The sequence below is a fragment of the Yersinia sp. KBS0713 genome (assembly GCF_005937895.2).
Classification (GTDB): domain Bacteria; phylum Pseudomonadota; class Gammaproteobacteria; order Enterobacterales; family Enterobacteriaceae; genus Yersinia; species Yersinia bercovieri.
In genome coordinates this window covers 1,727,676-1,744,289 of sequence record NZ_CP042173.1, presented here as the reverse complement: position 1 = coordinate 1,744,289, position 16,614 = coordinate 1,727,676, and the positions used below count along the sequence as shown (strand labels likewise).

Here is a 16,614-nt window from a genome sequence, read left to right as displayed (position 1 = left end):
TCGATTTTAAACTGCCGAGAATTATACCGCCCGGTCAAGGTTGAAAGCTGGTGCGGTATAAATCTCTTCAATCACGAGTGGCAATAAGCGGTCGTTCATTATCTTTATCGCATCACCCAGCACCAACTGGCGGCCAGCTAATACTACCTGAGACTGCGCTAATAAGCATAAGCTGGCGGAGTCACCTGACTCAACCACTAACAAACGAACCTCCTCTCCGCTATCTAATACTTTCACCACGGCCAGTTCAGCATTTTGCGGCGCAAATGATTTAGCCTGTTGAGCAAAATACCAGCTTTTAGGCATTAACGGCTTTAAGTAACGAAATGCGACCAGTGCATTTAACACCAATTCTGAACGTTGTTCATTACTCAACTTAATTTGGCGGCATTGATCTTCAAATTCAAAATAGAGTGCAGCATCGTCAACGCAAAATGCAGATTCATCAAAAGCATCTGGGGTGAGCATTTTAGACGGGAAACGCGAGCGAAATATCATACCATTGGCTAAATCCAACATCAGTCGGTCATGTTCGGTATCAAAATACCAACGCCATTTATCGTCTGGTTTAATTCGCATATTTTTCCTTCCCGCCATGCTGCCATATCATTGACTCAATAACTGAGTATTCACCCATCAAGGGGGATTAAATTCATTTAAGGCTTTCGCTGTATATTTAATCTACCGGAGTAAAATATAGACGAGCCGGAGGAATAAATAAACCCCCCGGCATGTAATGAAGATAAATAATTAGATATGAGTAACGATATTCTTAATCAAACCGGGTCCACGGAAGATAAATCCGGAATAAATTTGAATCAATGACGCACCGGCAGCCATTTTTTCCCGAGCGGCGGTGACTGAATCAATTCCACCGACACCAATAATTGGCAGACGCCCTTGCAACTCTTGTGATAAACGACGAATCACTTCAGTGCTGCGTAATTGTAATGGTCGACCACTTAAACCACCGGCTTGTTCGCAATAATCTAATCCTTGTATTAGAGAGCGATCGAGTGTTGTATTAGTGGCAATAACACCATCTATATTATGGCGAACTAAACTGTCAGCTATTTGGATCAATTCTTCTTCCGTAAGATCCGGCGCGATCTTTACTGCAACCGGAACGTACTTATTGTGTCGTGCATGCAATTCGGTTTGTTTATCTTTAATTGCTGCTAATAGGTCATCTAATGCCTCACCGTACTGTAAAGATCGTAATCCAGGTGTATTAGGTGAGGAAATATTAATCGCAATATATCCCGCGTATGGATATATTTTATCCATACAAATCAAGTAATCTTCTTTACCTTGTTCTACTGGCGTATCTTTATTCTTGCCGATATTAATGCCTAAAATACCGCCAAAATGTGATTTTTTGACATTTTCAATTAAGTTATCAACCCCATGATTATTAAATCCCATCCGGTTGATCAAACCTTCAGCTTCAACGATCCTGAATAATCTTGGCTTGTCATTACCTGACTGTGGTCGTGGTGTCACTGTTCCGACTTCGATAAAGCCAAAGCCCATTGCGCCTAGCGCATCAATACACTCGCCATCTTTATCCAGACCGGCAGCCAAACCCAACGGGTTTTTGAATGACAGACCCATGCAGCTTACCGGCTTAGTTGGCACCGACTGGCGTACCAAAAACTCAAGCGGTGTACCGGTAACACGTTTTAACTGGCGGAACGTAAATTCATGGGCACGTTCTGGATCAAGCTGAAAGAGTGCTTTTTTGACGAGAGGATAGTACATGTGATCTCCTGAGCGACCGGTGACAAACCGTTGGTAGGTATTAATTCTGTCGTTCTACAACCATTGGCGTTCAATTTGTGTGGCGACACCAATTCACAGCGGTTAGTTGACCGACTTCCAACATGCGGATAGATGAGGGAATGGTAAATTCATCTTTCGGGAAAGTAAACGTTTGCTAAGTAAAGCCACGCAAAGAGTCGCAAGCGCCACTTTCTTGCTAACAAAGTGTTAATTATTTGCAGGTAATGAGAGATAAAGGGGGCATTACTGCCCTCTGAGGTTATTGACAAAGTGCCGGTTGCGGAGAGAACAGCTAGATCGTAAAGACGCCGTCAATCCCTCCCTGGAGGCTCGAGCCGCGCCATCCCTGGCGCAGACGCTTTACTCTTCTACCCGTCCTCTCCCGTTCCAGATCGCGTCATCGGGGTTTGTTAGCAGCCTGAGAGGGCATTACTGCCCTCCTTAATGGGGAAGATAATCTGGCTGACCGGTGATTCATTATGGTCAGTCATCTATTTACCCTACGCCTCTTATTTAGTCAGAGACTATACCGCCAGGTTTATGCAGCCAGCGCCTTGGTTATCTTCTCGAACAGATCACCGGATAAGTTTTCCAACGTTTTCAATTGTTCCAATGCCTGACGCATCAGAGCCTGACGCCCTGCGTCATAACGTTTCAGCCGGATCAAAGGCTCAATCAATCGTGCAGCAACCTGCGGGTTACGGGTGTTCAAATCACTGAGAATCTCCACTAGGAATTGATAGCCGCTACCATCGCTGGCATGAAATGCTGCTGGATTGCCAGAGGCAAAACTGCCGATCAATGAACGAGTCCGATTTGGATTGCTCAAACTAAATGCTGGATGCTTAAGCAAAGCCCGCACCTGAGTCAGAACATCTACCGCCGGACTGGTCGCTTGCAGCGCAAACCATTTATCCATCACCAAGCCATCGTGGTTCCAGCGAAGATCAAAGGCGGCCAGTAACTCATCGCGGCAAGGTAACTGTGCTGCAACTGCTGCGGCCATTGCTGCCAGCGAATCAGTCATATTATCGGCCTGGTGATATTGTGAAGAGACCAGCTTGTTAGCAAACTCCTCGTCACCAAATGCCAGATAACTCAGGCAAGTATTGCGCAATGCCCGCTTGGCGATATCACCGTGTTCAATGCGATAAACCGGCGTTAAATTCGCCACATAAACAGCCAGCAGCTCATCGGACAGTGTTTGAGCCAAGCAACGTGTAATCGCTTCATGCACTGCACTGATAGCCTGCGGATCAATGGTGGTAAACAGTTCTGCAATTTCATTTTCTGATGGCAGTGTCAGGATCTGTGCGGCTAACGCAGGATCAAGATTTTCATCAAGTAATATTGCGCGGAAGGCATCAGCCACGTGGGCAGGCAGAGTCAATGGCTGTTTCTGCTGATATTTAGCAACATTAAGCTTGATATAGGTTGCCAACAGACTTTGCGCCGCATCCCAACGAGAGAATTCATTGCGCGCATGCTGCATCAGGAAAGTGAGCTGCTGATCGCTATAGCTATAATCCAATTTAACTGGCGCGGAGAATTCACGCAGCAAGGATGGGATTGGTGTATGTTCAACATTATCAAAGGTAAAGGTCTGTTCAGCTTCGGTCACATTCAGCACATGATGAACTGGCAAGCCATCTCTTTGCAACGCGATCACATTGCCTTTACTGTCATATAGCTCAATATCCAGTGGGATATGTAATGGCAGTTTTTCTGGCTGATCAGCGGTTGGTAAGGTTTTTTGGCTAACGTGCAAATGATACTGCTGCTTTTCTGCATCATAATCATCACGTACCGTCAGTATTGGAGTGCCAGATTGACTATACCAGCGGCGGAATAAGGAGAGATCAACATTAGATGCATCTTCCATTGCCTGGACGAAATCATCACAGGTCGCCGCACTGCCATCATGGCGCTCAAAATAGAGCTGCATCCCCGCCTGGAACTGCTGTTCACCTAGCAAGGTATGCATCATGCGGATCACTTCTGAGCCTTTTTCATATACCGTTAGGGTATAGAAGTTGTTCATCTCGATGACTTTATCTGGGCGAATCGCATGGGCCATTGGGCTGGCGTCTTCCGCGAACTGTGCTGCGCGCATGACGCGTACATTTTCAATGCGATTAACAGAACGTGAGCCTAAATCAGAGCTAAACTCTTGATCACGGAATACTGTTAACCCTTCTTTCAAACTTAACTGGAACCAATCACGGCAAGTGACTCGGTTGCCGGTCCAGTTATGGAAATATTCATGACCAATAACCGCTTCAATATTCAGATAATCTTTATCTGTCGCGGTTTCTGCTTTTGCCAGAACATATTTTGAGTTGAATACATTCAACCCTTTATTCTCCATGGCACCCATGTTGAAGAAATCAACCGCAACGATCATATAGATATCGAGGTCATATTCCAGACCAAAACGGGTCTCATCCCACTTCATGGAGTTCTTCAGTGAGGTCATCGCCCAGTCTGCGCGATCTAAATTGCCCCGATCAACAAAAAGTTCCAGTGCCACTTCACGGCCAGAACGGGTAATGAACTTATCGCGTAAGACATCAAAATCACCGGCAACCAGTGCAAACAGGTAACAAGGTTTTGGGAATGGGTCTTCCCATTTTACCCAATGGCGGCCATCTTCCAGTTCCCCTTGCCCTACCCGGTTACCATTAGAAAGCAGATACGGATAGCGAGACTTGTCAGCAACAATGCGGGTTGTAAAACGGGCCAGCACATCAGGGCGGTCTAAGTAGTAGGTAATATGCCGGAAGCCTTCGGCCTCACACTGGGTACATAACGCTTCACCGGAAAGATATAGCCCCTCAAGCGCGCTGTTTGTCGCCGGGTGGATATCATTGACGATTGTCAGTGTGAAATATGCGGGTAATTGCTCAATAATCAGCGAATTATCCTGCAGATGATAATGAGGCCATGCTTGCCCATCAATGCTGATACTGATTAACGTGAGATCTTCACCATCTAAGATCAGCGGTGTCACTTCGGTTGCCTGACGTTTTACTTTACTGACCGCCGTTACCGTCGTTTTTTGCGCATCCAGTGCGAAGTCCAGATCGATATCGGTGATGGTGTAATCCGGCGCACGATAATCGTGACGGTATTTAGCTTGCGGCTGTTGTGTCATAGAAACCCTTTTGACGTCATCTGTGAGTATGATTATCAGGTCTGTATTTATAGTTGGTGGGGCTTAAGAACATGACTGCCATTGACTTCGCCCCAGACCCAGATAGCGTTTCAATGTATCACAATTGTTAGAAAAACCTAGTTGAGAACCCGTGCTATTAGGGAAAATCTGGCACTGATTGTGAATTTTTCGCGCCAGTTCGCAAGTCAATGATAGGTTTGCAATTGGTGAGCAGTAGCGCAGTTATTGTCCGGCGTTCATGGCGTCTTTACCCGCGCTGGATACCCACTTTGCCGCCTTGGGTGATATCCGTGAGTGGGAATGCCTAAAGATATAGCTATTTACTATTTCCGATTCAGAGCTAATGGCACGTTTAAACCTAGACCTCGGATTAGCATTTATGGTGTGATGAAGCTTCAATAACAGGATAATCTCGGTATACTCCCGTGACTTTATCGTTTATGCCGACTACGGAAATGTTGCTACGAGGATGCTGTATAGCGCCATGACTCAAGACGCCTCACCGATTTTGACTTCATTGCTTGATACCGATGCATATAAGCTTCACATGCAGCAAGCCGTGTTCCATCGCTATCGCTATATTACCGTTGCCGCTGAATTTCGCTGCCGTGGTGATGAGCTGTTGGGCAAATATGCCGACGAAATCCGCCACCAGATAGTATTAATGAGCCAATTAGCGCTGACCGATGATGAGTATCTCTACCTCTCCGGCTTACCCTTCTTTCAAGCTGACTATCTGAACTGGCTGCGTACTTTTCGCTTTAATCCCGAGCAGGTCACTGTATCGGATAACAGCGGTAAGTTAGAGATTCGTATTGCCGGCTTATGGTGTGAAACGATTTTATGGGAAGTGCCGCTACTGGCAGTGATCAGTGAAATTGTCCATCGCCGCCGCTCTGTGGATGTTTCGACCGCCCAGGCGGTCCAGCAACTGCGCAACAAGCTGCAACAGTTTAAGTTGCTTAGCGCTGATATTGATATTACTCACTTTAAGTTAATGGACTTTGGCTCTCGCCGCCGTTTTTCGCGTGAAATACAATATGCCATCGTCAGTAGCTTAAAAGAGGAGTTCCCTTATCTGGTCGGGACCAGCAACTATGATTTAGCACGCAAGTTGGCATTAACGCCAGTGGGCACTCAGGCCCATGAATGGTTCCAGGCGCATCAGCAGATAAGCCCAGTTCTGGCCAACAGCCAGCGCGTGGCGCTACAAGTCTGGTTGGATGAGTATCCCGATCAACTCGGCGTAGCATTGACCGACTGTATTACCATGGATGCTTTTTTACGCGATTTCGATCAAATATTCGCCAGTCGCTATCAGGGATTACGCCATGACTCGGGTGATCCAGTCGAATGGGGAGAGAAAGCGATCGCCCATTATGAGAAGCTGGGTATTGACCCAATGAGCAAAACATTGGTGTTTTCAGATAATCTGGACTTGGAAAAAGCATTATCGCTCTACCGCCACTTCTACCAACGAATTCAATTGGTGTTTGGTATTGGTACGCGTTTAACTTGCGATATCCCCGGGGTTAAGCCACTCAATATTGTTATCAAGCTAATTGAGTGCAACGACAAACCAGTAGCTAAGCTTTCTGATAGCCCTGGTAAAACCATTTGTCATGACCCTGCTTTTGTTGATGAGTTACGTGAAGCCTTTGCCCTGCCTTTAGTCAAGAAAGCCAGTTAACCTCGAGCACCGTTTTTTTGTATTTATTGATCAATAGCTGGGTCGCGAAACCGCCCAGCTATTTGCCTGAGTTGCACATTTTCCCACCACTCCATCCCCCTCAATTAAAATCAGCCCTGAATTGTGTCGCCTCTATTCAGAAATAAGCACAGAAATGTTGCACTAAACTGGTGATTTCTACTTGTGTCCTGCACTGTCGCAAGTAACATAGCAATATCCCCATTTTCTTGGGTTGTTAACTATTTCTATATCAAAACTATTAAAGAGAGAAATCTATGAGCGTAGTGCCTGTAGTCGACGTACTGCAAGGCCGTGCTGCGGTTGACAGTGAAGTCACCGTACGCGGTTGGGTGCGTACCCGGAGAGATTCTAAAGCGGGTATCTCCTTCGTTGCCGTTTATGACGGTTCCTGCTTTGACCCGTTACAGGCCGTCGTGAATAATACTTTGCCTAATTATCAGGATGAAGTGCTGCATCTGACTACCGGTTGTTCAGTCGAAGTCACCGGGACAGTGGTGGCCTCACCAGGTGAAGGACAGAGTTTTGAAATTCAAGCTACTGCAATTAAAGTGGTAGGTTGGGTTGATGACCCCGATACCTACCCGATGGCGGCAAAACGTCACAGTATCGAATATTTGCGTGAAGTCGCTCACTTGCGCCCACGGACTAACCTGATTGGTGCAGTGGCCCGTGTTCGCCATACTTTGGCACAGGCGATCCATCGTTTCTTCGATGAAAATGGCTATTTCTGGGTTTCTACACCACTGATCACCGCTTCAGATACCGAAGGTGCCGGTGAAATGTTCCGTGTCTCCACCTTAGATCTGGAAAATCTGCCACGCACTGATACCGGTGCTGTCGATTTCAGCGAGGACTTCTTCGGTAAAGAGGCCTTCCTGACTGTGTCCGGCCAGCTAAATGGTGAAACCTACGCCAGTGCGTTATCTAAGGTTTACACTTTCGGCCCAACTTTCCGTGCTGAAAACTCCAATACCAGTCGTCATTTGGCTGAATTCTGGATGGTAGAGCCAGAGGTTGCCTTTGCCTCACTGGATGATGTCGCCGGCTTGGCCGAGAAAATGTTGAAATACGTTTTCCAGGCGGTACTGAACGAACGTGCCGATGATATGAAGTTCTTCGCTGAACGGGTAGATAAAGATGCGTTAGATCGCTTGCAACGCTTTGTTACCTCTGACTTTGCTCAGGTTAACTACACCGACGCTATCGAGATCCTGAAAGCATCAGGTCAAAAATTTGAGAATGACGTCTCTTGGGGCATTGATTTATCTTCTGAGCATGAACGCTATTTGGCTGAGAAACACTTTAAAGCACCGGTAGTGGTTAAAAACTATCCGAAAGACATTAAAGCTTTCTATATGCGTATGAACGAAGATGGCAAAACCGTTGCGGCGATGGATGTATTGGCGCCGGGAATTGGTGAAATCATCGGGGGTTCACAACGTGAAGAGCGCTTAGATGTGTTGGATGCGCGTCTGGAAGAGATGGGCCTCAATAAAGAAGATTATTGGTGGTATCGTGATCTGCGTCGCTACGGCACTGTACCGCATTCAGGATTTGGCCTTGGATTTGAGCGTTTGATCTCCTATGTAACTGGGGTTCAGAACGTTCGGGATGTCATTCCATTCCCACGCACACCGAGAAATGCCAGCTTCTAAGTTCGTCATTTCGAAAAAAAATGTTTATTTGTATAAATAAAAGCCAGCTCAGCTGGCTTTTGTCATTTTTTAAAGTTAGATCTAAGTCACAAAGTTCCCTTAAATTTACATTTAGTAACAAATAGTATCCCACTGAAACATATTCAGGTAATTGGTAGCATTTTCGGTCTGGATTATAAGCCCTGCGAATGGAACACTGCGTTCAGACACAGACGACACCAAACTCTCAACAATAGTTCCAAAAAAATTATTGGCGGCAGTGGCAGGTGTCCGAATAAAACCAATGAGGGTAATAATAATGATGAAGCGCAATATTCTTGCAGTAGTAATCCCAGCATTGTTAGCAGCTGGCGCAGCTAATGCAGCAGAAATCTACAACAAAGACGGCAACAAACTTGACCTGTACGGTAAAGTTGACGCGCGTCACCAGTTCTCTGATGCCAAAGGCGAAGACGGTGACAAATCTTATGTTCGTTTTGGCTTCAAAGGTGAAACCCAAATTACTGACCAACTGACCGGTTACGGCCAGTGGGAATATAACATTCAGGCTAACAACGCTGAAGCTCAAGAAGGCAAAGGCAACAAAACCCGTCTGGGCTTTGCTGGTCTGAAATTTGCTGAGTTCGGTTCATTCGACTACGGCCGTAACTACGGCGTAATCTATGACGTTAACGCATGGACCGACATGCTGCCAGTGTTTGGTGGTGATTCAATCTCCAACTCTGACAACTATATGACTGGCCGTTCTACTGGTCTGGCAACTTACCGTAACACCAACTTCTTCGGTCTGGTTGATGGTCTGAACTTTGCTCTGCAATATCAAGGCAAAAACGAAACTGGTCGTGATGGCTTCCTGACTACTCAGAACGGTGACGGTTTCGGTATCTCTTCTACTTATGATATCGGTTACGGCGTGAACTTCGGTGCTGGTTTCTCTTCTGCTAACCGTACTAACCTGCAGAAAGATGCTCACCTGACTAACCCAACATTTGCTGAAGGCGAAAAAGCTCAGGCATGGAACGTTGGTGCTAAATACGACGCAAACAACGTATACCTGGCTGTAATGTATGCTGAAACTCAAAACATGACTCCATTTGGCAATGATTCAGTTGCTAACAAGACTCGTGATATTGAAATCACCGCACAATACCAGTTCGACTTCGGTCTGCGTCCATCTTTAGGCTATGTACAGTCTAAAGGTAAGGACCTGAACAACAATACCGATGACAACCATGATCTGTTGAAATATGTTTCTGTTGGTACTTACTACGCGTTCAACAAAAACATGACCACCTATGTTGATTACAAAATCAACTTGCTGGATAAAGACAACTTCACCGATGCTAACGGTCTGATGACAGACGACGTTGTTGGTGTTGGCTTGGTTTACCAGTTCTAAGTTAAACTTAATCAGGCAGTTTATCTGCTGACATAAGTTGAAAAAAGGCAGGGCTTCGGCTCTGCCTTTTTGTTTCTATCCTTAGCCAAAATATAGGGATATTCCGCTGTCAATGACTCTATTGTGCCGATTTTTCACCCTGAATCCCCCCGCCTCACAACATTCATTTCTTTTTATCGCAAACGGTTGGCAAAGAGCGCAACTGGCGTTACCCTGATGGTTCTGTTTGCTTAACGCTAAGCCATGGAAGCCTCTGACATGTTTGAAAAAATCACTGCTGCACCTGCGGACCCTATTCTGGGCCTGACCGATATTTTCCGCGCGGATGACCGCCCTAATAAAATCAACCTGGGGATCGGCGTCTACAAAGACGAAACCGGTAAAACGCCGGTGCTCACCAGCGTGAAAAAAGCTGAGCAGTATTTGCTGGAAAACGAAGTTACCAAAAACTATCTGGATATTGGTGGCCTACCGGCTTTCGCCAGTTGCACTCAGGAACTGTTGTTCGGTAGCCAGAGCGCCATTATCGCCGATAAACGTGCGCGTACCGCTCAAACCCCTGGTGGGACTGGCGGGTTACGTATCGCTGCTGATTTTATCGCCCACCAAACCAGCGCCAAACGTGTCTGGGTCAGTAATCCAAGCTGGCCGAACCATAAAAATATCTTCGCTGCTGCCGGGCTGGAAGTGGTTGAGTATGCTTATTATGACGCAGCGAACCATGCGCTAGATTTCGATGGGCTATTAAATAGCCTGTCAGAAGCTCAGGCTGGCGACGTCGTGCTGTTCCATGGCTGCTGCCATAACCCAACCGGCATCGATCCAACTGAAGCCCAGTGGAGCCAACTGGCTGAACTGTCAGTAGCTAAAGGTTGGTTGCCACTGTTTGACTTCGCTTATCAGGGCTTTGCCAAAGGGCTGGAAGAAGATGCTCAGGGCCTGCGAATTTTCGCCGCGACACATCAAGAGTTGATTGTTTGCAGCTCTTATTCAAAAAACTTCGGCCTGTACAACGAGCGTGTTGGGGCTTGCACTGTCGTTGCAGCCAGCAACGATGTAGCTGATATTGCGTTCAGTCAGGTTAAAGCGGTTATCCGTGCTAACTACTCTAACCCACCAGCGCATGGCGCCTCTGTAGTTGCCACAATTTTGAGCACCCCAGCACTGCGCGCGATTTGGGAACAAGAACTGACCGATATGCGCCAGCGAATCCACCGTATGCGTCAGTTGTTTGTGAATACGTTGCAGGAAAAAGGCGCGAAACAAGATTTCAGCTTTATCATTAACCAGAATGGCATGTTCTCGTTCAGTGGCCTGACCAAAGAGCAAGTTCTACGCCTGCGTAATGAGTTCGCTGTTTACGCGGTTAACTCTGGTCGAGTCAACGTTGCTGGTATGACGCCGGACAACATGGCTCCACTATGTGAAGCTATCGTCGCGGTGCTCTAATTAGTGCTTTATGACGGGTCACTGACCGTAAAAGGGTGCCTTTGCAGGTACCCTTTTATTTTTCTTAATATGTCAGATCAAACAACAGCTCTTAATGGAACATATATTTGGCAAATTCGCTCATAGGCATCGGCCGGCCAAACATATAGCCTTGCAGGTAATCAACATTGTGAGCCTGCAAATAACGCATCTGTGTGTCGTTTTCGACCCCCTCGGCAATCGTCTGTAACCCCAGTCGGGTCGCCAAATCAATAACATTACCCACAATGTGACTTGAGAGCGCATCGGAGCCAATCATGCCGACAAAACTTTGGTCTATTTTCAAGAAATCGACTTTAAACTTCTGCAAGTAACTCAGACTTGAATGTCCGGTGCCAAAATCGTCAATAGCAATAAAGACACCAAGAGCATGGAGTTCTGCGAATAATCGGTCAGTCATCTCATCTGCAACAATCAATTTGCGCTCGGTTAATTCCAGCGTAATATTAATTTTATTGCCGCCAAAAGCCTGAATGAAATTACGGCAGTCATCTAATAGGCTCAAATCACGGCAATGGTTGGCGCTAATATTAAAGCCAAAATGGAAACCTTCCGGTAATTGATTTACATAAGGGGCAAATCTTGCACTCACCTGCTGCATAATAGAACGAGTCATTGGCACAATCAGTTCGCTATCCTCGGCCATCGGAATAAAATGATTTGGTTGAATCATTCCCTGCCCAGGATGTTGCCAGCGCATTAATACTTCACAGCCAATCCAATATTTCTCTTTACCCGAAACAATGGGCTGCATGTAAGGAATAAACTCGTTATTTTCTAATGCCTGTTTTAATACCTGAGTGGGTGATGCCGCTCGGCCCGATAACCAAAAAACAAGTACAGCTGATCCGATACTCATTAAGATGAAGAATATCAGGCTACCTTGAGTATATTGCCAAACGTAGGCCAAATATTGCTGATTAGAGAGTGTTGTGCTCAACGAATAAGCAAACTTATCTGACGCCAAATAGAGTAACTCCCCCTTCTTCTGAGGCGCGCCGACATGTACTGCACCTGCCGCGTCCATCCACTGATTACCCACTCTCAGTTGCAACTGAATATCACCACTCAGCAGATTAAGGATACTACGCAGGTAATAGCCATCGACGGCAACCAAAATACTGTAATCACCTCGTTCCTGCCGGTACACCATTAAAGCGCGGTCGGGTGTAACATCATTACCCGACATTAACTCGAGTTGCCCATCGACAAATACATTTAAATCAAAAGGGGCAGAAAGCGGGCCATATATTGAGGAGCAATAAATGGTCGAACCCTTGGCAAAAGAGACAGAGCGAACATCTGGCACCATGACCACTTGATCCCGTAAGTTCTGTACAACTTGCAAGCAAGGTTTTCCCAGTCCGGTTTCGACTTGGATAGCCGCATGTTGCAAGTTATTAAATATCTGATCGAAGCGCACCCTACCTTGTAATAGTTTGGTCTCTGCATCCTGATGCATATTTGCTTTGGTTTGCCCATAAATCACAACAGCACCTAGCAACAGAAACAGTAAAAATACCATGCAAGAAAAACCAAGCCGGGACAGGAACTTATTCAGTCTGAAACGACGAAATGGCATAGTGGATCCCATTGAAAAGCGCTCGTAATATTACTAGCTCAAAACGGCAGTAAGAACCATGCCGCGTCAATATCAATTACTGCTGGTTAGTGGCGCTATCTGGCCATTATACCCCGTCAATATCGCAGCGATAGCACTCTGCTCAATGGATATCATTATTATGATAACAGCACAAATAAATAGCCGCTGATTGGCTCACAAAGCACATTGTTCACTTATTAAATATAATGCAAAAAGACACCGAATGGTGCCTTCCTTTTGGTTGTGTACTCTTATAATGCGACTAAAATATTTGTCATCACCAAATAGCAGGTTCTTCACGTATAAATGGATTAGTCTGCCGCTCATGCCCTAGTGTAGACATTGGGCCATGGCCGGGGATAAAGGTTATATCATCGCCCAATGGCAGCAATTTAGTCCGAATGGAGTTGATCAATTGCTGGTGATCACCACGCGGAAAATCACTGCGCCCAACCCCGCCATTAAAGATAACATCACCCACTAACGCCAGGCGACCTTGCTGGTCAATGAAAACAATATGCCCCGGCGTATGGCCAGGGCAGTGCAGGACTGACAACTCTATTTCGCCGACGGTGACTTTATCACCCTCTTCCAGCCAACGAGTTGGGGTAAAAGTTTCACACTCATCTAGCCCAAACATTCGGCTCTGGGCAGGTAGCCCTTCCAACCAAAAAATATCTTCTTTCTCAGGGCCATAGATAGGGATATCAAAATGTGCAGCTAACTCAGCAGCTGCCCCTACATGGTCCAGATGACCGTGGGTCAGCAAAATCTGGTTCACGTTGACCCCTTGGCGTGCCACTTCAGCAATGATTTTGTCTGCATCACCGCCGGGATCGACCAATGCAGCCTGCCCCGTGGCTTCGCACCAGATTAAGGTGCAGTTCTGGCTAAAGGCCGTGACTGGAATAATTTGATATTTCATAAGCTCCACCCCCAATGCAGCGTTCAATGCATTGGCATAAAAATTCGCGTTACCAGGTTCTAGTCGGCCCGGTATCAATATGCACAAAGTTACTGCGAGGGTAATATCCTACACCACCTGCGCGCATTTTTAATGCCGCTTTGCGGATATTGCTTAGTTGAATACCTTCAATATGGAAATCCATCGCTTTCCCTTGCGTGTGGAAACTGTGCTTAGCCACACCGCGACTGCGTTCACGCAGCTCATTATTGGTATCAAGGGAGCGGTAACCGGAAATAAGCTGCACCGGTTTAGTTGTACCGAGAAGACCTTGTAGACGATATAGCTGATCAAACAGGCGTGGATCGATGGTTTTTACTTTATTGGCCCGATAATCGCGGAATAGATGATTTAAGCGGGAAAGTTCGTCTTTGTTATAGCTTCGACCATCAAAAAACTCTGCTTTTATGGACTCGCCTGTATTCAAATTATTCAGGGTCAAGATACGTGGGCGAGGAGTCGAAAGCGTAGCAAATGCTTGCCCCGGTAGTAGCGACATACCCAGCGCCACCCCGCCTAATGTTAGCCACTTGCGGCGATGATTATCAATTTTATCCATGTTCTCTGTTAATACCTGGCAATAATGTCAAAAGAAAGCACTAAATGTGCCGCTCCGAACCATAACCGCCTACGGAAAGTCAGTCAACCCGCATTCGGCCCGCATTCACTGTGCGTTGATGTTCGGTTAAAGGGAGCCTTGGTTTAGGCCCCCCCGACGATAACCCGATATTAAGACCATTAGTTATTGAGTTTTACTGCATTTATTGCAGCAAAAGTTCAGCTTGAGGTGAGATTTGTGCACCGGATCTCACCGTTTTATCATAATTGTAAATATCTGTTCTAAATTGTGGCTTACCATCATCAGCAACCCATGCTGTTAGGTAATACAATTGTACCGGAACACGTTGGCGGATATTGACGTAAGTGGTATCGCCCTGCTTCAGGGTCGATGAGACCCGCGCATCATTCCAACCCGCATCTTGCAATAGCATATTGGCTAAATCAGAGGCTTTATTCACCCTCACACAGCCGGAACTTAGCGCGCGGATATCCTTCTGGAACAGCCCATGGTTCGGCGTATCATGCAGATAGATAGCATCAGAGCTTGGCATATTAAATTTGAATCGCCCTAATGAATTACTGGCACCTGGGGCCTGACGCAAACGATAAGGGAAGTTATTAGGTGAAATCATGCTCCAATCGATCATTGATGGGTCAACGACTTCAGCCTCATTACTCCACCCAGACAGCACGGTATAACCGTGACGTTGGAAGTAGCCCGCGTCATAGCGTGCTTTTGGCACGATATCCTGGCGTACCAGAGAGGTCGGTACGTTCCACGGTGGATTAACGACCACATTATTTAACGCGCTACTCATTAGCGGTGTTTTGCGGCTTGGACGGCCAACAATCACTCGGGATGAGAGCACTTCCGCACCATTCTTATAATAATTCAGCGAATAGTTTGGAATGTTAACCATGATGCCGTTATCAACCTGCCCCGGCAAAATACGTAAGCGCTGAATATTCAGTGCCAGCAAGGTAGCCCGCGTTTGTGGTGAAACATTTAACCACTCGCGGGTGCGCGCGCCAATCACCCCATCATCACTCAACCCATGCCACAGTTGAAAACGTTTGACGGCCGCCACTAACTCGGGCGTGTAGACATTGTCGGTAAGTGTAGCGATAGTTGTTAACGGTGCAGATGGCGGCGTGATAGCCCCTCCGGTGACCGGAATATCAGCAACAGGTGCCGCTGATGGGCTAACCACCAGACTGTGGGCCTGAGCGCGGGTTTTCTCTTCATCAACAGAGAGGTCGTCATTGACTGCGGCAACCGTAGGATTATCAACAGGGATAACCTCTGGCGCTTTTACCGGCGTCGCGGCCACAGGGTGCAACATGCCGGTTCGATCGAGAATTTGACGTAGCGCCGGAATATCATCACTGAGCTGCCCCGGACGTAAGCTCGGGCCATTGGACAGCTGTGGCCAGGGTCGCCGATCAGCCAGCATCTGTTTCAGCGCTTTGTGCATTTTGTCGTATTGAGGATGCTGAGGGGCCAATGACGCCAGATAAGCCGCGGAACTCCCCTCTTGTACTGCCTGCTTCCAGCGATTTAGCGCGGTGGCGGGTGGCATCGCCATCTTGTAAGGCACATTGCTGTACAACCAAACGCTGCCGTTGGCATTCACACCTGAGATAAAGTGCAAATACCCCAGCATGGCATCCGATAAAATAATATCACGGGCCATGCCGGTCATCTCAGGATCACTTAACCATTTTACCCACTGCATAAATTGCGGTTGAATACCGGAGAGCGCCACTTCGGCTAATTGTTGCTGAAAACGCTGGGTGGCAACTTTATCCTGCCACATAGGTTGCATCGCATTTTCAGCATATAAAAGTGCCAAATCAGACGCATAAAAAGGTGTAATCGTTTTAGGCAATATTGCTAATAACTGTGAACGGCTTTGTGCCACCGACATATTTGATGTCGCCGGGATCACCTGACGGCTCGGAGACAACACTGAAGATGAGTCTATTGCTGTGATCGGTGCCGCTGCCGATGCGGTAAATAGTGGCATCAGGCTGCAAATTAAAGCGCAATATAACGTTAATGCGCGTTGCGGACTTCGTTTCCCTATCGACATTCTATGCCCCCGGTATGCTGACTATCTAAATACGCCATAGTTTGTCGTTACCCTTCTTCCTTGACATTGCAGCGGTATTAGCTGCTCTCTCTAAATTTTGGGCATTAATATGATTATACAAACTGAAATGCCCTTGTGAGTAGCCAACGCTATATTTTTAACCATTACTTTACGCTAACAGAT

General features: G+C 46.7%; 11 protein-coding genes. 4 read left to right on the top strand and 7 right to left on the bottom strand.

The features are described from left to right. Positions 1-21 precede the first annotated feature (21 nt). The 3 genes from FFE93_RS08165 to pepN form a co-directional block, all read right to left on the bottom strand. Complete coding sequence (locus tag FFE93_RS08165; RefSeq protein ID WP_032898811.1) at positions 22-579, bottom strand: cell division protein ZapC; 558 nt, start codon at positions 577-579, stop codon at positions 22-24. A 171-nt stretch (positions 580-750) separates the two neighbouring features. Continuing rightward, entirely contained in the window at positions 751-1,761 is a 1,011-nt protein-coding gene (gene pyrD / locus FFE93_RS08160) for a quinone-dependent dihydroorotate dehydrogenase (RefSeq protein ID WP_054872801.1), read from the bottom strand. A gap of 559 nt (positions 1,762-2,320) precedes the next feature. Further along, the gene (gene pepN, locus FFE93_RS08155; protein WP_005278370.1) at positions 2,321-4,936 is read right to left on the bottom strand and encodes an aminopeptidase N; all 2,616 of its coding nucleotides are present in this window, start codon (positions 4,934-4,936) and stop codon (positions 2,321-2,323) included. A gap of 505 nt (positions 4,937-5,441) precedes the next feature. On the opposite strand from pepN, the gene pncB reads away from it, so the two are divergent. The 4 genes from pncB (at position 5,442) to FFE93_RS08135 (ending at position 11,171) form a co-directional block, all read left to right on the top strand. Then, positions 5,442-6,647 carry a nicotinate phosphoribosyltransferase gene (gene pncB, locus FFE93_RS08150; protein ID WP_138775022.1) on the top strand — a complete coding sequence of 402 codons (1,206 nt, stop codon included), beginning with the start codon at positions 5,442-5,444 and terminating at the stop codon, positions 6,645-6,647. Positions 6,648-6,922: 275 nt separating this feature from the next. After that, a complete protein-coding gene (asnS, locus tag FFE93_RS08145) occupies positions 6,923-8,323 on the top strand; it encodes an asparagine--tRNA ligase (protein WP_004873772.1) in 1,401 nt (466 codons plus the stop codon). Between the two features lie 301 nt (positions 8,324-8,624). Beyond that, entirely contained in the window at positions 8,625-9,722 is a 1,098-nt protein-coding gene (gene ompF / locus FFE93_RS08140; RefSeq protein WP_186367716.1) for a porin OmpF, read from the top strand. Positions 9,723-9,980: 258 nt separating this feature from the next. Then, on the top strand, positions 9,981-11,171 hold the full coding sequence (locus FFE93_RS08135) for an amino acid aminotransferase (RefSeq protein WP_049601396.1): 1,191 nt from the start codon (positions 9,981-9,983) through the stop codon (positions 11,169-11,171). A gap of 91 nt (positions 11,172-11,262) precedes the next feature. Here the strand turns inward: FFE93_RS08135 and FFE93_RS08130 are convergent, their stop codons facing one another. The 4 genes from FFE93_RS08130 to ldtD form a co-directional block, all read right to left on the bottom strand. Further along, positions 11,263-12,792 carry a cyclic diguanylate phosphodiesterase gene (locus tag FFE93_RS08130; protein ID WP_049601399.1) on the bottom strand — a complete coding sequence of 510 codons (1,530 nt, stop codon included), beginning with the start codon at positions 12,790-12,792 and terminating at the stop codon, positions 11,263-11,265. A gap of 298 nt (positions 12,793-13,090) precedes the next feature. Beyond that, positions 13,091-13,738, bottom strand: coding sequence for an MBL fold metallo-hydrolase (locus FFE93_RS08125; protein ID WP_005278338.1), 648 nt, complete (start codon positions 13,736-13,738; stop codon positions 13,091-13,093). Between the two features lie 49 nt (positions 13,739-13,787). Further along, on the bottom strand, positions 13,788-14,336 hold the full coding sequence (locus FFE93_RS08120; protein ID WP_005278337.1) for a YcbK family protein: 549 nt from the start codon (positions 14,334-14,336) through the stop codon (positions 13,788-13,790). Positions 14,337-14,538: 202 nt separating this feature from the next. Continuing rightward, complete coding sequence (gene ldtD / locus FFE93_RS08115; RefSeq protein ID WP_049601401.1) at positions 14,539-16,431, bottom strand: L,D-transpeptidase; 1,893 nt, start codon at positions 16,429-16,431, stop codon at positions 14,539-14,541. Positions 16,432-16,614 lie beyond the last annotated feature (183 nt).